Raw genomic sequence first — 22,544 nt, 5'->3', positions numbered from 1 at the left:
TTATGATGAGGTGAACATATATGGAAGGTGTAGTATTATTACATAAGCCAAAAGGCATGACATCACATGATTGTGTATTTAAATTAAGAAAGATATTGCGAGAAAAGAGAATTGGTCATACGGGAACATTAGACCCAGATGTAACGGGAGTATTGCCACTTTGTGTGGGGAGAGCAACGAAGATTGCACAATTTTTAACAAGTGAAACGAAAACATATGAAGGTGAAGTAACATTAGGGTTTTCAACAACAACAGAAGATGCTTCTGGTGAAGTTGTGGAGAAACAAGATGTAAACCGTGTTATTACACGTAAAGAAGTAGAAGAGGTACTAGCGGAATTAACAGGCACGATTGAACAAATGCCACCAATGTTCTCAGCTGTAAAAGTAAACGGGAAAAAATTATATGAATATGCAAGAGCAGGACAAGAGGTAGAACGTCCAGTTCGTACAATTACGATTCATGAATTCGTATTACTTGATGACCGTGAAGTTTTTGAAGGAGAAAATATTTCATTCCGTTTCCGTGTAACGTGTAGTAAAGGAACATATGTAAGAACGTTAGCGGTAATGATCGGGGAGAAACTTGGTTTCCCATCACATATGTCTCACCTTGTAAGAACGGCATCTGGTGAATTTTTATTAGAAGATTGCATATCATTTGAAGAAATTGAAGAAAACGTGCAAAATGGAACAGTAGAGTCTATCTTCATTTCAATTGATGAAGCATTAAGTAAGTTTCCAAAAATGGTTGTAGATGAAAAGCAAGCAGAGAAAATCAAGAATGGTATGTTCTTAAAGAATGAATTAGAAATAACAGCACCATTTATTACAGTGTTTGATAAAAATGATCGTTGCTTAGCAATTTATGAACATCATCCGAAACATCCTGGCATGTTAAAGCCGATGAAAGTACTTGTGAATAATCAAGAACTAAAGCTATAATGAATTATTGGAAGGATTATTACAGAAAAAGGTGAATTCAAGCGTGAAACTTATTCATTTAACTCATCCACATGAACAAAATAAATTAGAATTACCACCTACTGTAATGGCATTAGGATTTTTTGATGGCATTCATTTAGGACATCAATGTGTAATTCGAACTGCGAAAAAAATAGCGGACGACCGAGGATATAAAAGTGCAGTTATGACATTTCATCCTCATCCATCTGTTGTTTTAGGGAAAAAGGATGCGCATGTGGAGTATATTACACCAATGCGTGATAAAGAAAAAATAGTCGAAAGCTTAGGAATCGATATATTATATGTGATTAAATTTGATGAATCATTTGCAGGGTTATTACCACAACAATTTGTAGATGATTATATTATTGGTTTAAATGTAAAGCATGTAGTAGCAGGGTTTGATTATTCATATGGACGTTTAGGAAAAGGAAAGATGGAGACTTTACCATTTCATGCAAGAGGGGAGTTTACACAGACTGTGATTGAAAAAGTTGAATTTCAAGAAGAGAAAGTAAGTTCTACAGCATTACGAAAGTTAATTCGAAATGGCGAAATGGAACAAATTCCATCTATTTTAGGTAGAGCCTATACTGTAACGGGAACAGTTATACACGGCGACAAACGTGGGCGTCAAATTGGTTTTCCAACAGCTAATGTAGGTTTAAGTGATGAGTATTTATTGCCACCTGTAGGTGTTTATGCAGTGAGATTAAAAGTTCACGATGAATGGTACGATGGTGTATGTAATATTGGATATAAACCGACTTTTAAAGAAGATGGGCGCCAATTATCAATTGAAGTGCACTTATTTGAATTTAACAAAGATATATACGATCAAAATGTTACAGTAGAGTGGCATATGCGTATAAGAGAAGAGAAGAAATTCAATGGCATTGATGAGTTAGTTGAACAAATCGCAAAAGATAAGAAAACAGCACAAGAATATTTTGCGAGCGAAAAGAATATACTTGCTTTTTCAAATGAAAAGTAGTATTCTATGTTATGTACTTTATGACAACCATTGCTTGGCATTGCGACTCACCGACGCTTGCTAGGTAATTGGGGGTTTAATTAATAGGAGGTGAAATAGGATGGCTTTAACACAAGAGCGTAAAAATGAAATCATTGCACAATTTAGAACTCATGAGACTGATACTGGTTCTCCAGAGGTTCAAATTGCTGTCCTAACGGAGCAAATTAACACTCTAAACGAGCACTTACGTACTCACAAGAAAGATCATCATTCACGTCGTGGTCTATTAAAGATGGTTGGTAAACGTCGTAATTTACTAACTTACCTTCGTAATAGCGATATCACACGTTACCGTGAATTAATCACAAAGCTTGGCTTACGTCGATAGTCAAAGAAGCGGGAATATTCCCGCTTTTTTGTTAGGTAAAAATATATCTTCTACGCTTTATAGCTTACTTAATTTTAGGCAATACTAGAGGTAGAATATTGTGATATACTATCCATTTACATAGAAGAATTGAATACTTTAAATTGAGAGGGGTACTTAAATGAGTCAAGAAAAGCAAGTCTTCTCGATAGATTTAGCTGGTCGCCAGCTAACAGTTGAAACTGGTCAGCTTGCCAAACAAGCGAACGGAGCAGTATTAGTAAGATATGGCGATACAGCGGTTCTATCTACAGCAACTGCATCAAAAGAAGCTAAAAATGTAGATTTTTTCCCACTTACAGTAAACTATGAAGAGCGTTTATATGCAGTCGGAAAAATTCCTGGCGGTTTTATTAAGCGTGAAGGTCGTCCAAGTGAAAAAGCAATTTTGGCAAGTCGTTTAATCGACCGTCCAATTCGTCCACTATTCGCAGATGGTTTCCGTAACGAAGTACAAGTTGTCAGCATTGTAATGAGTGTTGATCAAGATTGTTCTTCTGAAATGGCAGCTATGCTTGGTTCTTCATTAGCGTTATCGATTTCAGATATTCCATTTGAAGGTCCAATCGCTGGTGCGACAGTTGGTCGTATTAATGGCGAATTCGTTATTAATCCAACAGTAGAACAGCAAGAACAAAGTGATATCCACTTAGTTGTAGCTGGTACGAAAGATGCGATTAACATGGTTGAAGCAGGAGCAGATCAAGTACCTGAAGAAACAATGTTAGAAGCAATTATGTTTGGTCATGACGAAATTAAACGTTTAATTGCATTCCAAGAAGAGATTGTACAAGCTGTAGGTAAAGAGAAATCAGAAGTGAAACTTTATGAAGTTGACGCTGATCTTAATCAAGCTGTACGTGAAATGGCTGAGAAGGATATGCATTCTGCAATTCAAGTACATGAGAAACATGCACGTGAAGATGCAATTAACGAAGTGAAAAAGCGTGTAATTGAGCATTACGAAGCTGAGGAAGCTGACGCTGATACATTAGGACAAGTAAATGAGATTTTATATAAAATTGTAAAAGAAGAAGTACGTCGTCTTATTACAGTTGAAAAAATTCGCCCAGATGGCCGTAAAGGTGACGAAATCCGTCCTTTAGCATCAGAGGTTGGTATTTTATCTCGTACACACGGTTCTGGTTTATTCACACGTGGACAAACACAAGCATTAAGTATTTGTACATTAGGTGCATTAGGCGATGTGCAAATTTTAGATGGTCTTGGTGTAGAAGAATCAAAACGCTTTATGCACCATTACAATTTCCCATCATTTAGTGTTGGTGAAACAAGACCGATGCGTGGACCAGGTCGTCGTGAAATTGGTCACGGTGCACTAGGAGAGCGCGCACTTGAGCCTGTAATTCCATCTGAAAAAGATTTCCCATACACAGTACGCCTTGTATCTGAAGTATTAGAATCAAATGGTTCTACTTCACAAGCAAGTATTTGTGGTAGTACTTTAGCAATGATGGATGCGGGTGTTCCACTTAAAGCTCCAGTTGCAGGTATTGCAATGGGTCTGGTTAAATCTGGTGAGCATTACACAATTTTATCTGATATTCAAGGTATGGAAGATCATTTAGGTGATATGGACTTTAAAGTAGCAGGTACAGCACAAGGTGTAACTGCGCTGCAAATGGACATTAAAATCGATGGTTTATCACGTGAGATTTTAGAAGAGGCATTACAACAAGCGAAAATTGGTCGTGTGCACATTCTAAATCATATGTTATCTGTTATTGCAGAGCCACGTACTGAATTATCAGCTTACGCTCCAAAGATTATTACAATGACAATTAACCCAGATAAAATCCGTGACGTTATTGGACCAAGCGGTAAACAAATCAATAAAATTATTGAAGAAACTGGCGTTAAAATTGACATCGAGCAAGATGGTACAGTATTCATTTCATCAATAAATCAAGAAATGAACGACAAAGCTAAGAAGATTATCGAAGATATCGTTCGCGAAGTACAAGTAGGTGAGATCTACGAAGGAAAAGTGAAACGTGTTGAGAAATTTGGTGCTTTCGTTGAATTATTCAGCGGTAAAGATGGATTAGTTCATATTTCTGAACTTGCACTTGAGCGTGTAGGTAAAGTAGAAGACGTTGTGAAAATCGGTGATGTAATTACAGTTAAAGTTATCGAGATTGACAAGCAAGGTCGCGTAAATCTATCTAGAAAAGTATTGCTAAAAGAAGAGCAAGAAAAAGAAGCTGCTAAAGAAGAAAACAAACAAGAGCAGCAATAAGTAAAAGCCAGTTAAACTGGCTTTTTTTGTTATGTAAAAAACATGATGTTCATATATTTTTATGTCGGTATAGGTATAGTTTTCATTATAACGCTCAAATTAACAAAGATAAGAAGAAAATGTTTTTATATAGTTAATTTGGGAGGGTTTATATGAAAGTTCGTATATTGGCATACATATGTATATTTTCTTTATATGTCAGTTTAGGCTCTTATTCTGTTTTTGCACAAGATAACTTGCATGAAGAAATTCAAAAGCATGCAAAACAGTATGAGATTGCACCTCAAAATGCGATGATTGATAAAATATGGAAGGCAACACCTGGATATAATGGAAGACAAGTGGATATTGAAGCATCGTATAATAATATGAAGAAGCTAAAGGAATTTGATCAAAAATATCTTGAATTCAAAGAAGTCTCACCGAGTGTTCATTTGGAAGATTTATCACCAGCTCCAATTTATAGAGGGCATCCAAATAAAAAGATGGTAGGATTAACAATAAATGTGGCATGGGGAAATGAGTATTTGCCTCGCATATTAGAAATCTTGAAAAAGCATGATGTGAAGGCCACTTTCTTTTTAGAAGGACGTTGGGTGAAAGAAAATTTGCGGTTTGCAAAAATGATTGTCGATGCAAAACAAGAAGTTGGAAATCACTCATACACACACCCTAATATGAAAACGTTATCGTCAGATGAAATACGAGATCAGTTACAAAAAACAAATCGAATGATAGAAGTAGCAACGAATCAAAAAGTAAGATGGTTTGCTCCGCCGAGTGGAAGCTTTCGAGATGAAGTCGTAAAGATTGCAGATGATTTTCAAATGGGAACGATTATGTGGACTGTAGATACGATCGATTGGAAGCGACCTGAGCCGGATGTACTATTGCAGAGAGTAATGAGAAAAATACATCCAGGTGCTATCATATTAATGCATCCTACTTCGTCTACAGCAGAGGCTTTAGAAACAATGATTATAAAATTGAAGGAACAAAGATATAAAGTGGGGAATATAACTGAATTACTGGATGAAAAACGTGTGGATTAAATACATTTGCATGACATTCATCCTTAAACTTGTTATCATTAAATAATAGCGTTTTATTTAGAGAAACTGGCAGTAGGAGGAAAGTTTTTGATTAAAAAATATACTTGTAAAAATGGTGTAAGAATAGTTATGGAGAATATACCAACTGTAAGATCGGTTGCAATTGGTATTTGGATCCATGCGGGATCAAGAAATGAAAATGAAAAAAATAATGGGATTTCTCACTTTTTAGAGCATATGTTCTTTAAAGGGACAGAAACACGTAGTGCACGAGAGATTGCAGAATCATTTGATAGCATTGGTGGTCAAGTGAATGCATTTACTTCAAAAGAATATACTTGTTACTATGCAAAAGTATTAGATGAGCATGCTAAATATGCTTTAGATGTTTTAGCAGATATGTTCTTTAATTCAACATTTGATGAGGAAGAACTGAAAAAAGAGAAGAATGTCGTATGTGAAGAAATTAAAATGTACGAAGATGCGCCAGATGATATTGTGCATGATATGTTAACGAAAGCAACATATGAAACGCATCCACTTGGATATCCTATTTTAGGAACAGAAGAAACGCTTAATACGTTTACAGGTGATACGTTACGTCAATATATAAAAGATCATTACACACCTGAAAATGTAGTTGTATCAGTTGCAGGAAATATTGATGAAGCATTTTTACAAACAGTGGAGCAATATTTCGGTAGTTATGAAGGAACAACAAACCGTGAACAAGTACATAGCCCAATTTTCCATTTCAATAAGGTAGCCCGTAAAAAGGAAACGGAACAAGCTCATTTATGTCTAGGATATAAAGGCTTACAAATGGGACACGAAGATATTTATAACTTAATTGTATTAAATAATGTTTTAGGCGGTAGCATGAGTAGCCGTTTATTCCAAGAAGTACGTGAGCAACGTGGATTAGCTTACTCGGTATTTTCTTACCACTCTTCTTATGAAGATACAGGTATGTTAACACTTTACGGTGGAACAGGTAGCCAACAATTAGATACACTGTATGAAACAATGCAAGAAACATTAGAGACATTGAAAAATACAGGTATTACAGAAAAAGAGCTTATGAATAGTAAAGAGCAATTAAAAGGAAACTTAATGTTAAGTTTAGAAAGTACAAATAGCCGTATGAGTCGTAACGGTAAAAATGAATTGCTTCTTCGTAAACATCGTTCACTTGATGAGATTATTGAAAGTGTAAACACTGTAACAAAAGAAAATGTGGACGGATTAATTCGCAACATGTTTACTGATGAATTCTCTGCGGCACTTATTAGTCCAGACGGAAAACTTCCAAAAGGAATAAAACTATAATCGATTTTTATGATGTATCTGATAATAACCTTCTCTCTTTTTAAATGAGAGAAGGTTATTTTTTTTATACATATAGAATAGGTACTAATTATAGACAATGCAAATGAAAAATTCAGTAGGGGAGTGGAGTATGTATGCGATTAAGTGAATTAAGTGGTAAAGAGGTTGTAGATATAGAAAAAGCGGAAAAAATGGGAGTCTTAGGTTATATGGATTTAGAGATTAATGAGAAAGACGGACAAATACAAACACTTATAATACCTGTAGGGAAGTGGGGAGGTTTTAAAAAGGAACCACAAGAAGTAAGGGTGGCATGGAATCAAATAAAGAAAGTCGGACATGATATGCTTCTTTGTGATAGTATAGATCGTTCAAATTCGGAGTGAAGGATGGCCATTTTGGTCATCTTTTTTTGTATCTACATAGAAACCTGATAAATCATATGTGCATTTGGATTTTCAATCACCATAAACTCGTACATTACATATGATGTGGAGGAAAAAGAAAAAGTAGGCACTTTTCTTATAAATGACAGAAAAAGAAGGTGAATTAGGGAATGTTGACTGAGATGCATATTGCTGTCATAGGAGGAGATGCAAGGCAGCTAGAAGTAATTCGTAAGCTAGTTGAATTGGATGCGAAACTTTCTTTGATAGGGTTTGATCAGTTAGATCATGGTTTCACAGGGGCAGCAAAAGAAAGTATACAAAATTTAGATTTCACTTCTGTAGACGCAATCATTTTGCCGGTTGCAGGTACAAATGCTAAAGGAGAAGTAGATACTATTTTTTCAAATGAAAAAGTTTCAATAACGAAAGAACAAATTGAAAATACACCAGAACACTTTACTATATATTCGGGTATTGGTACACCTTACTTGGAAAATCTCGTATCTACTACGAACCGAAAACTTGTTAAATTATTTGATCGTGATGATGTGGCAATATACAATTCTATTCCAACTGTAGAAGGTACATTAATGATGGTAATTCAACATACCGACTATACAATTCATGGGTCCAATGTAATGGTTCTAGGATTTGGTAGAACAGGAATGAGTGTTGCGAGAGCATTTCAATCATTAGGAGCCCATGTCAAAGTTGGAGCAAGACGATCTGAACATATTGCACGTATTACAGAAATGATGTTTTCTCCTTTTCATATGCAAGACATAGAGAAAGAAGTAGGGAATATCGATATTGTAATCAATACAATTCCGCACCTCGTTGTAACAGCGAATGTTATTGCAAAAATGCCAGCTCATACGTTAGTGATTGATTTAGCTTCTAAACCAGGTGGTACTGATTTTAGATATGCGGAAAAAAGAGGAGTCAAAGCGTTGCTAGCACCTGGATTACCAGGTATTGTTGCTCCCAAAACAGCTGGGCAAATTTTAGCAAATGTTCTTTCTCAGTTATTAGCAGCAGATGCAATTGCAAAGGAGGAGGAAAAGAAATGAGTTTGAAGGGGAAACGAATTGGTTTCGGATTTACGGGTTCACATTGTACGTATGAGGAAGTTATGCCGCACTTAGAAAAATTAATTGCTGAAGGGGCAGAAGTACGTCCCGTTGTTTCATACACTGTTCAATCAACAAATACTAGATTTGGAGAAGGAGCAGAGTGGATTAAGAAGATTGAAGAAATAACAGGTTTTAAAGCAATTAATTCAATTGTTGGAGCAGAGCCACTTGGACCTAAAATTCCATTAGACTGCATGGTAATCGCTCCTTTAACAGGAAATTCTATGAGTAAATTTGCAAATGCAATGACAGATTCTCCAGTACTAATGGCAGCAAAAGCGACGCTAAGAAATGGCAAGCCTGTCGTATTGGCAGTTTCGACGAATGATGCTTTAGGATTAAATGGGGTAAATCTAATTACACCAACAAGGTGACGACAAAGCATAAACGCTTATATGTCGCCATCTTGAGGGAGCTTAGGGTAAAGCACAAGTTCGAAATCATCGAGCCTTTGCCACTTTTCCTTTTTATAAACAGCTTTTTCTAAAACCGACTTTAGGAGGCTGTTTTTCTTTTTGGGATCATCTGTTTTAAAGTACAAATCAAGGACATGCTCCACTTGAGGTATTGTATCTTTCTTGACTTTTTCCTTCTTAATTTCGGTTTTAATTTCTTTCTTTAAGTTTTCCATAGTGGAAGTAATTTCAGTTATACGGTCAGAAACTATATTCGAGCGTTCTAAAAACATATCGACTGTGTAAACGCCACGTTCTAATAAATCATGTAAATTATTTTTTTGTTTTTGGACATCCACTAACTCTTTTTCAAGCTTGCGTAATGCAGCTTCATTCATTTGAATGACTTGTGTTTCTTTTAATTTGTCATCTTGCTTATGTTTTTCAAAATCAGCTTTATAATTGATGTACCATTCTTTTAATGCCTCGAGTAAACGTTTCTCAATTAATTCAGTATAACTTGATTTGTTTTCACAGCCACGGTGTTTACAATCCATCGTTTCTTTTCGATTCTTTGGATAACGTTGTACCATACTGTAACCACATTTAGCGCATTTAATAATACCAGCCAATGGATTCTTTATTCCGTTCGTATTGTAGGGAATATGATATCTTGAGTTTAATTTTTCTTGTACTTGCTCAAATAAGCTTTCGGGTATGATAGGCTCATGTTTGCCATCAGCAATAATCCAATCTGATTTATCTTGTCTTGCACAACTACGTTTCACAGCGTCAGGACGTTTTACTTCTTTTCGCTTTTGCCATGTTACTTTTCCGATGTAAACATTGTTTTTTAATATATCCAAGATGCTGTAGGGGTTCCATTCATTACCTAGCTTACTTTTGTAGCCAAGATCATTTAATTTGCTTCGGATTGCGTTAGCGCCCATATCCTCGTTTGCATACCAATCAAATATCATTCTTACAACTGAAGCTTCTTCTGGATTAATCGTTAAAGTACGTTCACGCTTATTTAAGCGATGGATATCATATCCGAATGGTGCATGTGTACCAAGGTAATTCCCAGCCTCTACACTGGCGACACGACCTCGTTGCATACGTCGTGTAATAATCTTTAACTCCTTACGAGCCATAAACGCTTCAAATTCGCTGTATTCTTCATCCCACTCATCATTAAGGTCATAAGTCTTCCTAGGCGTCATAATCTTCGTATTCGAGCGTTTAAACGTCTCTAAAATGATTCCTTGTTCTTTCATCCCACCACGACCTAAACGATCCATATCCATACAAAGAACAACATCATATTTATTATCTTCAATTTCTTCAAGTAATGCTAACATTTCAGGTCGTTTCACTAAACTCTCACCAGAAACGATTTCCTCACGAACAGCTAAAACATTTAAGTTCATTTCCTTGGCAATTTTCAGCAGAGTAGTGCGGTGCTTTGCTAATGTTTCGCCTTCGCCGCGTGCTTCGGCTTCGAGATCGGCACGGGATTTTCTTAAGTAGATTGCGGTTTTCATAGTTTTACCTCCTTAGTATATTGTTATTATATGGGATATGGAGAGATAGAAGAATGAACTGTGATTAAAGAAAAGCTCCTAATAGGGAGCTTTTTCAGCGATTAGCTTTGGGTTTTTTAGCGCGAGATCCAGATGATTTACTTTCTTTTTCTTGAGAAGTTAATTGTTTATATTCAATATAAACTTTTGATGAAAAATCACATACATAAAATTTTTCTTTGTTTAAGATGTCCTCAATAAAACAAATTGTTCTTTTCTCGTCTATTGTATAGCCATGAATTAGATTTTTTATTTTTTTTAACTCAGTTTCAGTGATTATTCGAAATGAATATGGAACATGGCTTTCCTGCAGGATTTTTGAAAAGATATGTGCATAGAAAAAACACAGTCCCAAAAGCAACAGAAGGGTTACATATAAGTTATATAGGTTATCGCTTTGGAAAAATAGTAAACTTAATATGCACCCAAATATAGGATAACTACTTAATAAATTAATTAAAACAAAGAATATGAAAATAAGCATGAACCATCTGTGTTTTTTTAATTTATTTTGAAAAGAAAATAACACAGAAGAAATTAGAAGTGAAATACCGAAAATATTTAAACTATATTTTACGAAAGACAGGAAAAATGATTCAGAATCACTTGTTAGATAGTCGTAATAAAAAAATTTCAAATATAGACTTACTATTATATAACTAAAGAAGAACTGTATAACACTAAAAATATATTTACCAAACTTTAGTCTTTCTTTAGTTTCTTTATCCAGAAATAACTTATCAATTTCAGTAATTGTTTTTACCTTGAAAACCTGTTTGTATCCAGCTATTAATAGTCCTATAATAGCAACTATCGCAGGAATTGATTTTAAAAAATTATCATTTTTTAAAATGTCTATTATAATTTTTTCCATATTAAAACTCCTATAATTAGTTATATATTTTTTCTTTTGTAAGTTTTTAAACAAGAAAATCCACCAGGAACCCCATAAATTTCCGCAATATCTTGAATAGATAATTGAGTATCTTCGTAAGCAGAAACCATTTCATCGGTAAGTAATAGCTCCACAGCAAATGTATTTGCTTCAATTTCTAAGCGATCTACAGAAAAGAAGGTTTGGTTACGTAAGAAGGGGGTGTTTGCTTTAGGATGAAGTACAGCATGACCTAATTCATGTGCACAAACAAATCGTTGGGTATTTTCATTAATTTGATTATTAATATGAATGAATTTAAAGTGTTTATAAGTGTTGTAAAAACCAAGAGTATTCCCAAGGTCTTCAAACAACACTATAATATTTTTTCGTTTAGCAATGTCAAAGGGATTTGCTGTGCTGTGTTTTTTAACGATTTTGAGTACGTATTCTTTAATTTCCATTTCTCGCTCCATTCAATCTTTTTTGTACTTGTTTGGAGTGAATTTTTGTTTTGCTAATTGTTTTGCCATGCGCATAGAGTTTTCTAGAGAAATACGAATCATTTCTTTTGTATGTTCGTCTATTGGTTCTCCGTCAAACATTAAAGCATCTTCACTATTTTCTAAGTCTTTTAAAGTTTTTTCTAAGTCACGAGCGATATCACGAGTATCTTTTTTGCTTAAATCAGGAAGTGCATTAGACATCCTTGATTCATCTTCTCTTCCTAATAAATAATCTGTTGTTACTCCTAAAACATTCGCTAAATCTTTTAGCATTTCGTTTGAGGGAGTGCTATGACCATTCTCATAGTTACTAATGGTGCCTTTAGTGGTATTTACTTTATCGGCTAATACTTGCTGAGTGAGCTTACGCGTTTTACGCATCTCTTTTAATCTTTGTCTCAACATTTTTAGCACCTCCCGTTAATAAAAAGTACAAAGATATTGTACCTTATATAGATTGATTGTAAAACTTTGTACAAGATAATTGTACAAATGTGTTGACGTACAAGATTCTTATACATATAATAAAAGTACAAAATACTTATACAAGGAGCGAGACAGTGAACAAAAATATCAAATTAATTAGAGCTAGGAAAAAAAGTAAGTTAACGCAACAAGATCTTGCAAAAAGAATGCAAGTTACAAAATCTACAATAAGTAATTGGGAAAATGGTTATAGTAATCCAAATCTTGAAAAGGCTATTAGATTAGCCACTATTCTTGGTAGTGATGTAAAGGATTTAATTTGATGCACGGAAGTACAAGAATCTTATACTTTTTAGCGTAGAAAGCAGGTGAGAAAATGCCAACAACTAACATGGCAGTACCAACAGACCCGTCGCATAAACATATAAAAAGCACTTCAAGAGGTGACACCATGAGCCAACAAGAAGAATATGCGGCGACTTATGAATTTGGAAAAACGAAAGTCCATGTTGTGGCTCCTGAGCCAAAATCGCAAAAGGATATTGATAAAATCCGTCAAGCATATTACAAGGCTGGTTGGGCCATCATCAAAGAGATACAAGTAAAAGCAAACGTTGAGGAATAGTTCCTCTCTTTTTATACGAAAAGTAGACAAGTTACATATGTACTAAGTTCATTGTAACCATTTGAAAACTAAATATGGAGGCGAACAGATATGGGAACAAGCATATACTGCAATTCAGCGATAGGGGAATTATTACAGAATGCTAGAGAATGTTGTGACAATGTTCAGCTGAAAACGAAGAAAGGGCTATCTAAGTACCTTGGTATTACACATGAAAGACTAACCCGTATTGAATCTGGACTTTCTAAACCAGAATTTGAACTTGCGATGGATTGGTGCCATGCAACAGGAGCAAAGTTAAATCAACAAGCGATTAAACATATTTATGGTGTTGGGTTACCGCCTACAGATCCACGCTTAACTCAAGATGTAAATCTACAATTGATGAACTACATTAAACAGGCTGAAGAGGGGATTGCGGCAGCAAAGGAAATCATGAACTTACAAGTTACAACGAGGTCATGGAAGCATGATGAAAAAAAGAAACATGAATACGCAGTTCATGCAAAAGAAATCTTCGATACAATCCAAGCTACTCAATGTGTAGTACAAGCTCTTGAGCAAGTTCATTTTGGCATTATGGAACAAATACAAAGAAGTTGGTTGCAAAAGGCTATGGCAGAAAACATTATTATTCAATCGGTGGATAGCTTAATGAATTTAACAAAGATGCTGTAAAGGAGGAAGGGAAATGACAGTAGATTATAAGAAACCGAGTCTAAGAGAATACAAGGAATTAATTCGATATGATGCAAAACTAAACGGTGAAATTAAAATAGCAGAATTACTTAATGAGGATTCAAAATCAGTTGAGTTAAAACAAGAGAAGAAATTGTTGGGGATTCGAATCAAAATTATTGAAGCATCATTCATTTTGAAACATAAATGGGCAAAAGAAAAAGCTACCGCCTAGACAACAGTAGCTGACAATATATTTTACAAAATAATTATATCATTATAATTATTTTTTGGATAAATTAATGAACTTGTAGTTTCTACCATTAAATTTAAAGTGTACCAAAATAATAGATTTTTAATATTTTTATAAAAAATAGAAAAGCAATGTGCTTGTCGTTATGACCAGAAAGGAGATGTAATTCATGAATGATAAATACGATTGTCTTCATGATCTAGTTCTTCCGGGAGACTTTTCGTTTGCGGATAAACTTCATAATTGTATGGTTGCATGCGTTCATAACATGTTTAATGCAGAATCAACTGAAGAATCAAATTGCTGGGAAGAAGAACTGGAGCGATGTATGAAAGAATTTAAAATGCTTCGTGATACAAAAGAAGAACATGAGGCATCTATGAGTTATCGTGTAGTGATTAAAGATTTAAGAGCGAGAGGAGTTAACGCCTCACTAGTAACATGTGGAAAATAAAAGATCTATCACTTAGCAGAGTGATAGATAAATGGTTTTGCAAAAGATCTTAGGATTAATTATATCAAATTAGCATTCGTATAACAACGGGGTGTGTTGCATGCTTTTAGACAAGTCATTACATAGAGTGTTGCTGAACCCTAAAGTGTTTCAACAAGCAACATCAGAGCAACACTTAATTTACTTAGTAAAACAATATCTCAAAATAGGATACAAGAATTATCGCTTATTACGTGTAGAGGACGGATTCGCGATATGTAAACGGGAGGATGAATAATATGGCAGTTTATAGACCAGTACATGTTTCATTTTGGCAGGATTCATTTGTTTTAGATCTTACACCGGAGGAGAAGTATTTCTACTTATATTTGATGACAAACAGTAAGACGTCTCAATCAGGAATCTATGAGCTTCCACTTCGTATCATTGAAACTGATACAGGATATAACCGTGAAACTGTTATGAAGCTATTAGAACGTTTTGCTGAGTATGGAAAAATTAATTACAACCAAAAAACAAAAGAGTTGTTCTTAATCAACTGGTTGAAATTCAATCCAATTAAAAATGTAAACATTGAAAAGTGTGTCTTAAAAGAGATTCAATCTGTGAAGGACCAGGATTTTTTAGTTGATTTCTATGAAACTTGTTTGCAATTAGAAAAAGAGCAAGATTTTAAAATCCCTCGTATTAAGGAGTATTTATCAGTCCGTTTGGAGGGGCTTATAAGGGGCTTCCAAGACCCTAGCAAGGAAGAAGAAAAAGAAAAAGAAAAAGAAAAAGAAGAAGAACAACAACAAGAAGAACGCGCAGGCGCGGAAGAAGTTGTTGAGGTTAATCCAATTTCTTTTTACGAACAAAACTTCGGACTGATTACACCTTTTATTGCAGATGGTATTCATGCTTGGATAGATGATTTAAATGCAGAGCTAGTTATTAAGGCTATGGAGATTGCTTTGGAGAAGAATACGAGAAACATGTCTTACGTAAATACGATTTTAAGAGATTGGCACCTTAAAGGCTTTAAAACAGTAACTGATGTTGAGACAGCTGATAAAGCATTTCGTGCTCAGCGATTAACAAAAGCGCAACAACAGACACAAGCTCCTTATCAACAAAAGGGATTATCGGAGTCTACTAAAAACGTAATACAGCAGCAACAAGCATGGGAGCAGAACATTCCAACAGAAGAAGAACTTGCAGTACTTAACCAACAGAATGTGTGGTTAGCCAAATGAGTAACGATATGATTCGTAATGTAGAAGCTGAACAAAGTGTTTTAGGTAGCATTATCCAAGAAGGCGATTTAATTAAAGATTGTCAGCTAAAGGTAAAACAGTTTTCTTTACCAACGCACCAAGTGATTTTCAAGGCAATGAGGGAATTAGAGGATGCTGAGGTTCCGATAGATCTTGTTGCTCTCATTGTAAAATTCGATGAAAGCTTTATGCAGCAAATTGGCGGAATTGAATTCTTTGTAAACTTAACAGAAGTTGTTACGACTACTAAAAATTTCTCGTATCACGAAGGTTTAGTAATCGAAGCTTGGAAAATGCGACATGCTCAAGAGGTTGCTGGTAATTTATATAACCGCCTTCAGCAAGATAGGGACATGAGTGCTATTAGTACATCAATTGATGAATTAAGCGCCATTGAAGAAACGGGTTACTCAGATGAATTTAACTTGAAAGATACGCTTGTTGATTTGTATAAGAACATGCAAATTGATGTAGGAGATTTAACCGGTATATCAACTGGTTATGACGACTTGAACAGAATGACAGCAGGGTTACAAGAAGGTGATTTAATCATTGTTGGTGCCCGTCCTTCAATGGGGAAAACAGCATTTGTATTAAACGTTGCTTTTCATGCAGCAAGTGCTCATACAGCAACAGGAATCTTCTCGCTCGAGATGGGGGAGGAACAGCTACTTAAGAGGATGATTTCAAGTACTGGAAATGTTGATGCTACAAAATTAAAGAATCCTAAGAAACTATGTAATTTAAAGGATTGGGAAAAAATTAGTCAAGCGATGGGATTAATTAATGATTTGCCATTAGAAATTTACGATAAAGCAAATGTAACGATGCAAGAGATTTATGCAAAGGCTAGGAAACTAAAGCGTAAGTACCCTGATAAAAAGGTTTTAATTGCAATTGATTATTTGCAGCTTATTGTAGGGGATCCAAAGCATAGAGGGAACCGCATGCAAGAAATAGGTGAGATTAGTCGTAAGTTAAAACTGATGGCAAGAGAATTAAATGTATGTGTAGTTGCATTATCACAGTTAAGTCGTGCGGTAGAAAGTAGGCAAGATAAGAGACCGTTGCTATCAGATTTACGTGAAAATGGTCAAATTGAGCAAGATGCGGATTTAATAGCATTCTTATACCGTGAAGATTACTATGACCGCGAGACAGAAAATAAAAACATAACGGAAATTATTTTAGCGAAACAGAGGAACGGTCCAGTTGGTGTTGTTGAACTAGCATTTATTAAAGAATTTAGTAAGTTTGTAAATTTAGAGAGAAAGTTCAATCATCATCAACAGGAGGCTTAATCATGTTGTTACGTCAGGAAGTAGAACGTAGAAAACTAATAATCATTCGTAAATTATTGGGCTTAGGATTAACTGAAATTAACGGACAAACATTAGATCAATTAACGTTAACGCAGCTTGAAGGAATTTTAATTGCAAGCTTGCAGGTTTTGGAGGGGAAAAACAATGCCAAAGCAATTAACAATTTTTGACGTGGAGCCAGTTGTATCATTTGATCCTAAGAAAGCTCATATTCACCGTTTGAATTCAAAATTACGGTATGCAGATGTGGTTGTGCAAATACCTCGTCAAGTTAAAGCGAGCGATGAATTAAAACCAACGACAGCACCTGATGAGCGGTATGAGTTGTTTGAAGATTACGTAATAGGGATTTGGCGTTACAAACGAGCGGAGGATAAACAATTTGTATGGGAAGAGGCAGAAACATTGTGTAAGCAAGCAAGGGATGAAAAAAAGCCGATTCCAATACGGCTCCATTTATCACTTGAACAAGCATTTGTTCCAGAAAATGTTGTGCAATATTTGTAGGCAAATAAAAAAAGCCGAGATTGCTCCCGACATAATTATTCGACAAAGTAATTATAACATAATTGGGAGTGATTGCGGTGGCGGTTATTAGTGAAAATATTGTGGAGATGAAAGCTGAAATTTCTTTAAATGAAAATATGGTTTATATCGTGAAAAATGGACAAATTCACCCTATCAAGCCACCAGTCAGTGGGCATGGAAAACAAATTGCTGTATGGATAAATGGAAAAGTTGATCGTGTAGTTAGTGAGTTCACTGAAAAGATAAAATAACCATCTTTCAAGAAGATAGGTTGGCTTATAAACGTAGAAAGAAATCATGAAACAAAACAAAAGTGTTGCTCTTAAAGGAAGAGCAACTAGCAATAAACACTTCTTTATAAGAAGGGAATGAAATGGTAATGTAATATTAAAATAATAAAATATGCAAAATTGCATATTTTATATTTCTTATTAAACTGCACCCTATAACCCTTTGAACGGACAGGGTTTAAAAGGGTTATAGGAATTCTAAAGAATTTGTTATTGCATTTGGAATTTTATAGATAAATAAAGAAATTTATGTTAATGTCTTTATGTTAATATATCGTTGTAAAAAAGGAAGAGGTGAAAAATTTATATGTTTAAAAAAAGCGTATCATTGCTATTAATTCTCATTTTATCTATTTCTACATTTAGTATGGTGACTCATGCGGAAAATAATCTTGAGTATGTTAATAAATCGTTTTACAGTTATGCAGAACCTTCATTTAACTCTGCAAAGCAAAATAGTGGAGTGCAATATGGTCCTCAGGATGTAAGAATAATTGAAAAACGAGATAATGGTTGGTGGAAAATTGGAACGTGGGAAGGTGATTCATGGATTAATGTAAACGGTGAATCACGTATTTTAGCAGATCTTTACGCATACGAAGAACCTTCTTTTTCATCACAAAAAGCAAATGGTGGACAGAAATACGGTCGTCAAACATTTATAATCATTGACGGAACAACAGACGGATGGCTAAAAATTCAAACATGGGAAGGCGACAAATGGATAAATCCTAAAACTCAACAACAAACTGAGTATGTGGGTAAAGACGTTTTTAGCTATGATGAACCATCATTTAATTCACAAAAAGCAAATAGTGGTCATCCGTACGGTCCGCAGAACTGGAATGTAATTGAAAAGCGTAGTAATGGTTGGTGGAAAGTAGCTACGTATGAAGGAGAGAAATGGCTCGCTCCAAATGGAGAACTAAGATTAATAGAAAAACCTTCTTTCGTATATAACGAACCATCTTTTAATGCACTTAAAGGAAATGGTGGTTATAAATATGATGCACAGAATTTTAACATTATCGATGGAACAAAGAATGGTTGGTTAAAGGTTCAAACATGGGAAGGCGATAAATGGATGATTCCAAATGGAGAACTAAGATTTGTAAATAAATCTTTGTATGTCTATAATGAGCCTTCATTTAGCGCTGTAAAAGGAAATGGTGGTTATAAATATGATGCACAGAATTTCAACATTATCGACGGAACAACGGATGGTTGGTTGAAGGTTCAAACATGGGAAGGCGATAAGTGGCTTAACATGAATGAGGAAAATGAGAGTGTTGAATTTTATGTTGAATCTACTGCATATAGTGTAGAAAAAAGTTCTCCAAGTGAAAGAATTACAGCAGCTGGCATTGATATAGGTAAAAATCCTAATATTAAACTAATCGCTGTTGATCCAAAAGTAATCCCTCTAAGAACAAAGGTGTATGTCGATGGTTATGGTGAGGCGATTGCAGGTGACACAGGTGGTGCTATCAAAGGTAAAAAGATAGATGTTCTTTTTCCAACGGATAAAGAGGCACGCCAATGGGGACGTAAAACGGTAAAAATCCGAATACTTAAATAATTTATCTTTTTATTAATCTATAAAATAATCTATCTATTTTTTTAACGATATATTAGCAAAAAAAATGAAGTGAGGTTATTTTATGTTAAAGCGTAGTATCGGGATTCTATTAGCTATCTTTTTATCTATCTCTACATTTAGTATGGCGACTCATGCCGAAAATAATCTTGAGTATGTTAATAAATCGTTTTACAGTTATGCAGAACCTTCATTTAACTCTGCAAAGCAAAATAGTGGAGTGCAATATGGTCCTCAGGATGTAAGAATAATTGAAAAACGAGATAATGGTTGGTGGAAAATTGGAACGTGGGAAGGTGATTCATGGATTAATGTAAACGGTGAATCACGTATTTTAGCAGATCTTTACGCATACGAAGAACCTTCTTTTTCATCACAAAAAGCAAATGGTGGACAGAAATACGGTCGCCAAACATTTATAATCATTGACGGAACAACAGACGGATGGCTAAAAATTCAAACATGGGAAGGCGACAAATGGATAAATCCTAAAACTCAACAAGAAACTGAGTATGTGGGTAAAGACGTTTTTAGCTATGATGAACCATCATTTAATTCACAAAAAGCAAATAGTGGTCATCCGTACGGTCCGCAGAACTGGAATGTAATTGAAAAGCGTAGTAATGGTTGGTGGAAAGTAGCTACGTATGAAGGAGAGAAATGGCTCGCTCCAAATGGAGAACTAAGATTAATAGAAAAACCTTCTTTCGTATATAACGAACCATCTTTTAATACACCTAAAGGAAATGGTGGTTATAAATATGATGCACAGAATTTTAACATTATCGACGGAACAAAGAATGGTTGGTTAAAGGTTCAAACATGGGAAGGCGATAAATGGATGATTCCAAATGGAGAACTAAGATTTGTAAATAAATCTTTGTATGTCTATAATGAGCCTTCATTTAGCGCTGTAAAAGGAAATGGTGGTTATAAATATAATCCACAGAATTTTAACATTATCGACGGAACAACGGATGGCTGGTTGAAGGTTCAAACATGGGAAGGTGATAAGTGGCTTAACATGAATGAAACTGATTCTAGTTCTAGTTCTAGTTCTTCGGGGGTAGTTGACCTTGCTACAAAATTATTAGGAAAACCATATGTATTTGGAGCTGATGGACCTAATGCATTTGATTGTAGTGGTTTTATTTCTTACGTATTTAAAAATAATGGATATAAAATTGGAAGAAATAGTGTAGCTGGATATTGGGGAATGGTTACAAAAATAAGTGATCCTCAGCCAGGGGACTTAGTATTCTTACAAAATACTTATAAACCGGGTCCTTCACATTTAGGGATTTATGTAGGAAACGGTGAATATATTCATGCTGCTGACGAAACAACAGGTGTAATTAAAAGTAAGATTAACAGTTCATATACTCAGAAGCATTTCTTAGGATATGCTAGATTTTCAAAATAATTAAATTGGATTCAATAAAAAGACAGTTATCTAAGATAGCTGTCTTTTTATAGTTGGTGTTAGTTTGGATTGAGGTTTGATTAAAAGCTTCTGATAGACAGCAATGGAGGAATTAAAATCAACAATAGCATCTGGTAATTGTTATAAATCGTTTGAATAGTATGAGCTTGGGGTTTAGTGCTATAAGTGACCGGTAGATAAATAATTTAGATGGGAGTAGATTGAATTTATGTTTAAATAGGTATGGTGAGAAAACGTAACAAGAATTCAAGAGAAATGATATAATAGTAGAAATTAGATATATAGTCCTACTGGAAGAACCAGCGGACATCGAACTATAAGAGCATTATTGATATTGCTCTGTAGTTTGGTGTCCGCTTTCTTGTTTTTATTAACAAAATATATAAGGGGTGTTTTTATATATGACGCAATTAACTTTCTTACCTAAAATTGATCGCAAAGCAACGCAGACTCGTTTAGAAGAGATTCTTGAAAATGTTCGTATTTATAGACAATTTGGGATGATTAGACATGAGATGAAGGTTACAGCATCTAGCGAGGTAAGATATCACGGTTCAACAAATATAGTTGGGAAGCCAGCTGAAGATATTGCTTTAGCAAATGTTGCTATGAGTGAAAGAGAAGTGAAACTACAACGTTTATCTTTCCAAATTGATAAGGCGTTAAGTCGTTTTAGTAAAAACCAAAGGGATATTATTGTAAAACGATATTTAGAAGATGAAGAGGTCTTTGATTACATGGTTTATAACGAAATTGGTATGAGTGAGCGTACGTATAGACGAAATAAATCTAATGCTTTTTATAAATTAGCTTTTGCTCTTAGATTAGAAGTATATGAGGCAGAAGAAACTGGAGGCAATGAATAATGAATTTTGTTCAACCAATACGTGATCCAGAGCAAATACAGCAGTTAAAAGAGTATTTTAAGGAAAAGAGCTTACGTAATTACATTCTCTTCATTATGGGTATTAATACAGGCCTCAGAATCTCAGATATTTTGAAATTGAAAGTAGGGGATGTTAAAGGCAGTCATATATCTATGCGGGAAAAGAAAACGGGGAAACAGAAACGAATACAAATTACTGCAGCACTGAAAAGAGAACTTAAATGGTTTCTTATAGAAAGAGAAGACAATGAGTACCTATTGAAAAGTAGACAAGGTAGAAATCGTCCAATCGGTCGTAGCATGGCATATAAGATATTAAGTGGAGCAGCGGCAGAGTTTGGATTAGATGAAATCGGAACGCATACCCTAAGAAAGACGTACGGGTACCATATGTACATGCAAACAAAAAACATAGCATTACTCATGGAGATATTCAATCACTCGTCAGAGAAGGTCACGTTACGTTATATAGGTGTTAACCAAGATGCAATGGATAAAGCAATGACTAGGTTTAAAATCTAATTATTGCTTATTTCTTTTTCATTAAAAGTTAAGCACCCCAAATCCCCTTAAAAAAGTTGTACTTGGAATATTGTAACAAAATAAAAAAAGACCCTACAAGAGAGTCTTTCATCAGCTAATATTAAGCTTTTTGAACATTAGTAGCTTGTAGGCCACGTTGTCCTTGTTCTACTTCAAACGTTACACTTTGTCCTTCGTCTAAAGATTTGTAACCGTCGATTTGGATAGCTGAGAAATGTACGAATACGTCTTCTCCACCTTCACGCTCGATGAATCCAAAACCTTTTTCTGCATTAAACCATTTTACTTTACCTTGTTCCATAATTGTTGCCTCCTAGTGTGGATACCCACACATATGTTACTACCCTTGCTCA

28 protein-coding genes and 1 pseudogene are annotated in these 22,544 nt (G+C 34.8%); 24 read left to right on the top strand and 5 right to left on the bottom strand.

Annotation, left to right across the window (positions count from 1 at the left end):
• Nucleotides 1-20 precede the first annotated feature (20 nt).
• The 9 genes and pseudogenes from truB to dpaB form a co-directional block, all read left to right on the top strand.
• Entirely contained in the window at nt 21-944 is a 924-nt protein-coding gene (truB, locus tag OXT04_RS06445; RefSeq protein ID WP_000399362.1) for a tRNA pseudouridine(55) synthase TruB, read from the top strand.
• Between the two features lie 43 nt (nt 945-987).
• The gene (gene ribF / locus OXT04_RS06440) at nt 988-1,959 is read left to right on the top strand and encodes a bifunctional riboflavin kinase/FAD synthetase (protein ID WP_000766705.1); all 972 of its coding nucleotides are present in this window, start codon (nt 988-990) and stop codon (nt 1,957-1,959) included.
• A 100-nt stretch (nt 1,960-2,059) separates the two neighbouring features.
• On the top strand, nt 2,060-2,329 hold the full coding sequence (gene rpsO, locus OXT04_RS06435; RefSeq protein WP_001229392.1) for a 30S ribosomal protein S15: 270 nt from the start codon (nt 2,060-2,062) through the stop codon (nt 2,327-2,329).
• A gap of 160 nt (nt 2,330-2,489) precedes the next feature.
• Nucleotides 2,490-4,628, top strand: coding sequence for a polyribonucleotide nucleotidyltransferase (pnp, locus tag OXT04_RS06430; protein WP_000076745.1), 2,139 nt, complete (start codon nt 2,490-2,492; stop codon nt 4,626-4,628).
• Between the two features lie 152 nt (nt 4,629-4,780).
• On the top strand, nt 4,781-5,680 hold the full coding sequence (locus OXT04_RS06425; RefSeq protein ID WP_000868221.1) for a polysaccharide deacetylase family protein: 900 nt from the start codon (nt 4,781-4,783) through the stop codon (nt 5,678-5,680).
• A gap of 87 nt (nt 5,681-5,767) precedes the next feature.
• Nucleotides 5,768-7,009, top strand: coding sequence for a M16 family metallopeptidase (locus OXT04_RS06420; RefSeq protein ID WP_000593001.1), 1,242 nt, complete (start codon nt 5,768-5,770; stop codon nt 7,007-7,009).
• A 134-nt stretch (nt 7,010-7,143) separates the two neighbouring features.
• The gene (locus OXT04_RS06415) at nt 7,144-7,395 is read left to right on the top strand and encodes a YlmC/YmxH family sporulation protein (protein WP_001239757.1); all 252 of its coding nucleotides are present in this window, start codon (nt 7,144-7,146) and stop codon (nt 7,393-7,395) included.
• 170 nt (nt 7,396-7,565) lie between these two features.
• The gene (gene dpaA, locus OXT04_RS06410) at nt 7,566-8,468 is read left to right on the top strand and encodes a dipicolinic acid synthetase subunit A (RefSeq protein ID WP_000954735.1); all 903 of its coding nucleotides are present in this window, start codon (nt 7,566-7,568) and stop codon (nt 8,466-8,468) included.
• A pseudogene (gene dpaB, locus OXT04_RS06405) lies at nt 8,465-8,890 on the top strand (dipicolinate synthase subunit B); the annotation flags it as partial. The gene dpaA and the pseudogene dpaB, both read left to right, overlap by 4 nt.
• Nucleotides 8,891-8,922: 32 nt before the next feature.
• Here dpaB and OXT04_RS06400 read toward each other — a convergent pair.
• The 4 genes from OXT04_RS06400 to OXT04_RS06385 form a co-directional block, all read right to left on the bottom strand.
• The gene (locus tag OXT04_RS06400; RefSeq protein ID WP_267414030.1) at nt 8,923-10,470 is read right to left on the bottom strand and encodes a recombinase family protein; all 1,548 of its coding nucleotides are present in this window, start codon (nt 10,468-10,470) and stop codon (nt 8,923-8,925) included.
• 94 nt (nt 10,471-10,564) lie between these two features.
• Nucleotides 10,565-11,383 (bottom strand): hypothetical protein, encoded by an 819-nt coding sequence (locus OXT04_RS06395; RefSeq protein ID WP_267414029.1) that lies wholly within the window; start codon nt 11,381-11,383, stop codon nt 10,565-10,567.
• Between the two features lie 20 nt (nt 11,384-11,403).
• Complete coding sequence (locus OXT04_RS06390; RefSeq protein WP_267414028.1) at nt 11,404-11,847, bottom strand: ImmA/IrrE family metallo-endopeptidase; 444 nt, start codon at nt 11,845-11,847, stop codon at nt 11,404-11,406.
• Nucleotides 11,848-11,859: 12 nt separating this feature from the next.
• Nucleotides 11,860-12,294, bottom strand: a complete 435-nt coding sequence (locus tag OXT04_RS06385) for a helix-turn-helix domain-containing protein (protein WP_097960795.1) — start codon at nt 12,292-12,294, stop codon at nt 11,860-11,862.
• A gap of 155 nt (nt 12,295-12,449) precedes the next feature.
• On the opposite strand from OXT04_RS06385, the gene OXT04_RS06380 reads away from it, so the two are divergent.
• The 15 genes from OXT04_RS06380 (at nt 12,450) to OXT04_RS06310 (ending at nt 22,170) form a co-directional block, all read left to right on the top strand.
• Nucleotides 12,450-12,638 (top strand): helix-turn-helix transcriptional regulator, encoded by a 189-nt coding sequence (locus OXT04_RS06380; protein ID WP_050822091.1) that lies wholly within the window; start codon nt 12,450-12,452, stop codon nt 12,636-12,638.
• Nucleotides 12,639-12,691: 53 nt separating this feature from the next.
• A complete protein-coding gene (locus tag OXT04_RS06375; RefSeq protein WP_063537157.1) occupies nt 12,692-12,940 on the top strand; it encodes a hypothetical protein in 249 nt (82 codons plus the stop codon).
• Between the two features lie 90 nt (nt 12,941-13,030).
• Nucleotides 13,031-13,618, top strand: a complete 588-nt coding sequence (locus tag OXT04_RS06370; RefSeq protein ID WP_098297073.1) for a sporulation sigma factor-processing peptidase — start codon at nt 13,031-13,033, stop codon at nt 13,616-13,618.
• Nucleotides 13,619-13,631: 13 nt separating this feature from the next.
• The gene (locus OXT04_RS06365) at nt 13,632-13,853 is read left to right on the top strand and encodes an RNA polymerase subunit sigma (RefSeq protein ID WP_098297074.1); all 222 of its coding nucleotides are present in this window, start codon (nt 13,632-13,634) and stop codon (nt 13,851-13,853) included.
• 187 nt (nt 13,854-14,040) lie between these two features.
• Nucleotides 14,041-14,325: a hypothetical protein gene (locus OXT04_RS06360; RefSeq protein WP_098297075.1), complete on the top strand. Its 285-nt coding sequence runs from the start codon at nt 14,041-14,043 to the stop codon at nt 14,323-14,325.
• A gap of 100 nt (nt 14,326-14,425) precedes the next feature.
• Complete coding sequence (locus OXT04_RS06355; protein WP_000923253.1) at nt 14,426-14,602, top strand: hypothetical protein; 177 nt, start codon at nt 14,426-14,428, stop codon at nt 14,600-14,602.
• A 1-nt stretch (nt 14,603) separates the two neighbouring features.
• Nucleotides 14,604-15,560, top strand: coding sequence for a DnaD domain-containing protein (locus tag OXT04_RS06350; protein WP_267414021.1), 957 nt, complete (start codon nt 14,604-14,606; stop codon nt 15,558-15,560).
• Nucleotides 15,557-16,882 carry a replicative DNA helicase gene (gene dnaB, locus OXT04_RS06345; RefSeq protein WP_098256743.1) on the top strand — a complete coding sequence of 442 codons (1,326 nt, stop codon included), beginning with the start codon at nt 15,557-15,559 and terminating at the stop codon, nt 16,880-16,882. Before OXT04_RS06350 ends, dnaB begins: the two co-directional genes overlap by 4 nt.
• Before the next feature lie 2 nt (nt 16,883-16,884).
• Nucleotides 16,885-17,073 carry a hypothetical protein gene (locus OXT04_RS06340; RefSeq protein WP_001991829.1) on the top strand — a complete coding sequence of 63 codons (189 nt, stop codon included), beginning with the start codon at nt 16,885-16,887 and terminating at the stop codon, nt 17,071-17,073.
• Nucleotides 17,048-17,410 (top strand): hypothetical protein, encoded by a 363-nt coding sequence (locus OXT04_RS06335; protein ID WP_063537152.1) that lies wholly within the window; start codon nt 17,048-17,050, stop codon nt 17,408-17,410. Before OXT04_RS06340 ends, OXT04_RS06335 begins: the two co-directional genes overlap by 26 nt.
• A gap of 107 nt (nt 17,411-17,517) precedes the next feature.
• Nucleotides 17,518-17,682 (top strand): DUF3954 domain-containing protein, encoded by a 165-nt coding sequence (locus OXT04_RS06330; RefSeq protein WP_153579315.1) that lies wholly within the window; start codon nt 17,518-17,520, stop codon nt 17,680-17,682.
• A gap of 346 nt (nt 17,683-18,028) precedes the next feature.
• A complete protein-coding gene (locus OXT04_RS06325) occupies nt 18,029-19,300 on the top strand; it encodes a 3D domain-containing protein (protein ID WP_080470787.1) in 1,272 nt (423 codons plus the stop codon).
• Between the two features lie 82 nt (nt 19,301-19,382).
• Complete coding sequence (locus OXT04_RS06320) at nt 19,383-20,741, top strand: C40 family peptidase (protein WP_267414020.1); 1,359 nt, start codon at nt 19,383-19,385, stop codon at nt 20,739-20,741.
• A 422-nt stretch (nt 20,742-21,163) separates the two neighbouring features.
• Nucleotides 21,164-21,628 carry an ArpU family phage packaging/lysis transcriptional regulator gene (locus OXT04_RS06315; RefSeq protein ID WP_098257043.1) on the top strand — a complete coding sequence of 155 codons (465 nt, stop codon included), beginning with the start codon at nt 21,164-21,166 and terminating at the stop codon, nt 21,626-21,628.
• Complete coding sequence (locus OXT04_RS06310; RefSeq protein ID WP_098257042.1) at nt 21,628-22,170, top strand: site-specific integrase; 543 nt, start codon at nt 21,628-21,630, stop codon at nt 22,168-22,170. The genes OXT04_RS06315 and OXT04_RS06310 overlap by 1 nt, the downstream gene beginning before the upstream one ends.
• Before the next feature lie 121 nt (nt 22,171-22,291).
• Here OXT04_RS06310 and OXT04_RS06305 read toward each other — a convergent pair whose 3' ends face one another.
• A complete protein-coding gene (locus OXT04_RS06305) occupies nt 22,292-22,492 on the bottom strand; it encodes a cold-shock protein (RefSeq protein WP_000434821.1) in 201 nt (66 codons plus the stop codon).
• Nucleotides 22,493-22,544 lie beyond the last annotated feature (52 nt).

The organism is Bacillus sp. GC_Bacil_1 (assembly GCF_026540675.1).
Classification (GTDB): Bacteria; Bacillota; Bacilli; order Bacillales; family Bacillaceae_G; genus Bacillus_A; species Bacillus_A cereus.
Note: the sequence above shows the minus strand (reverse complement) of the source record. Positions and strands in the feature narration are given on the sequence as shown.

Bases quoted from the DNA above. Each gene is read 5' to 3' on its own strand.
- truB (WP_000399362.1), top strand. From the start codon at position 21: ATGGAAGGTGTAGTATTATTACATAAGCCAAAAGGCATGACATCACAT.
- rpsO (WP_001229392.1), top strand. From the start codon at position 2,060: ATGGCTTTAACACAAGAGCGTAAAAATGAAATCATTGCACAATTTAGA.
- pnp (WP_000076745.1), top strand. From the start codon at position 2,490: ATGAGTCAAGAAAAGCAAGTCTTCTCGATAGATTTAGCTGGTCGCCAG.
- OXT04_RS06425 (WP_000868221.1), top strand. From the start codon at position 4,781: ATGAAAGTTCGTATATTGGCATACATATGTATATTTTCTTTATATGTC.
- OXT04_RS06415 (WP_001239757.1), top strand. From the start codon at position 7,144: ATGCGATTAAGTGAATTAAGTGGTAAAGAGGTTGTAGATATAGAAAAA.
- dpaA (WP_000954735.1), top strand. From the start codon at position 7,566: ATGTTGACTGAGATGCATATTGCTGTCATAGGAGGAGATGCAAGGCAG.
- OXT04_RS06400 (WP_267414030.1), bottom strand. From the start codon at position 10,470: ATGAAAACCGCAATCTACTTAAGAAAATCCCGTGCCGATCTCGAAGCC.
- OXT04_RS06395 (WP_267414029.1), bottom strand. From the start codon at position 11,383: ATGGAAAAAATTATAATAGACATTTTAAAAAATGATAATTTTTTAAAA.
- OXT04_RS06390 (WP_267414028.1), bottom strand. From the start codon at position 11,847: ATGGAAATTAAAGAATACGTACTCAAAATCGTTAAAAAACACAGCACA.
- OXT04_RS06385 (WP_097960795.1), bottom strand. From the start codon at position 12,294: ATGTTGAGACAAAGATTAAAAGAGATGCGTAAAACGCGTAAGCTCACT.
- OXT04_RS06375 (WP_063537157.1), top strand. From the start codon at position 12,692: ATGCCAACAACTAACATGGCAGTACCAACAGACCCGTCGCATAAACAT.
- OXT04_RS06370 (WP_098297073.1), top strand. From the start codon at position 13,031: ATGGGAACAAGCATATACTGCAATTCAGCGATAGGGGAATTATTACAG.
- OXT04_RS06365 (WP_098297074.1), top strand. From the start codon at position 13,632: ATGACAGTAGATTATAAGAAACCGAGTCTAAGAGAATACAAGGAATTA.
- OXT04_RS06360 (WP_098297075.1), top strand. From the start codon at position 14,041: ATGAATGATAAATACGATTGTCTTCATGATCTAGTTCTTCCGGGAGAC.
- OXT04_RS06355 (WP_000923253.1), top strand. From the start codon at position 14,426: ATGCTTTTAGACAAGTCATTACATAGAGTGTTGCTGAACCCTAAAGTG.
- OXT04_RS06350 (WP_267414021.1), top strand. From the start codon at position 14,604: ATGGCAGTTTATAGACCAGTACATGTTTCATTTTGGCAGGATTCATTT.
- dnaB (WP_098256743.1), top strand. From the start codon at position 15,557: ATGAGTAACGATATGATTCGTAATGTAGAAGCTGAACAAAGTGTTTTA.
- OXT04_RS06340 (WP_001991829.1), top strand. From the start codon at position 16,885: ATGTTGTTACGTCAGGAAGTAGAACGTAGAAAACTAATAATCATTCGT.
- OXT04_RS06335 (WP_063537152.1), top strand. From the start codon at position 17,048: ATGCCAAAGCAATTAACAATTTTTGACGTGGAGCCAGTTGTATCATTT.
- OXT04_RS06330 (WP_153579315.1), top strand. From the start codon at position 17,518: ATGAAAGCTGAAATTTCTTTAAATGAAAATATGGTTTATATCGTGAAA.
- OXT04_RS06325 (WP_080470787.1), top strand. From the start codon at position 18,029: ATGTTTAAAAAAAGCGTATCATTGCTATTAATTCTCATTTTATCTATT.
- OXT04_RS06320 (WP_267414020.1), top strand. From the start codon at position 19,383: ATGTTAAAGCGTAGTATCGGGATTCTATTAGCTATCTTTTTATCTATC.
- OXT04_RS06315 (WP_098257043.1), top strand. From the start codon at position 21,164: ATGACGCAATTAACTTTCTTACCTAAAATTGATCGCAAAGCAACGCAG.
- OXT04_RS06310 (WP_098257042.1), top strand. From the start codon at position 21,628: ATGAATTTTGTTCAACCAATACGTGATCCAGAGCAAATACAGCAGTTA.
- OXT04_RS06305 (WP_000434821.1), bottom strand. From the start codon at position 22,492: ATGGAACAAGGTAAAGTAAAATGGTTTAATGCAGAAAAAGGTTTTGGA.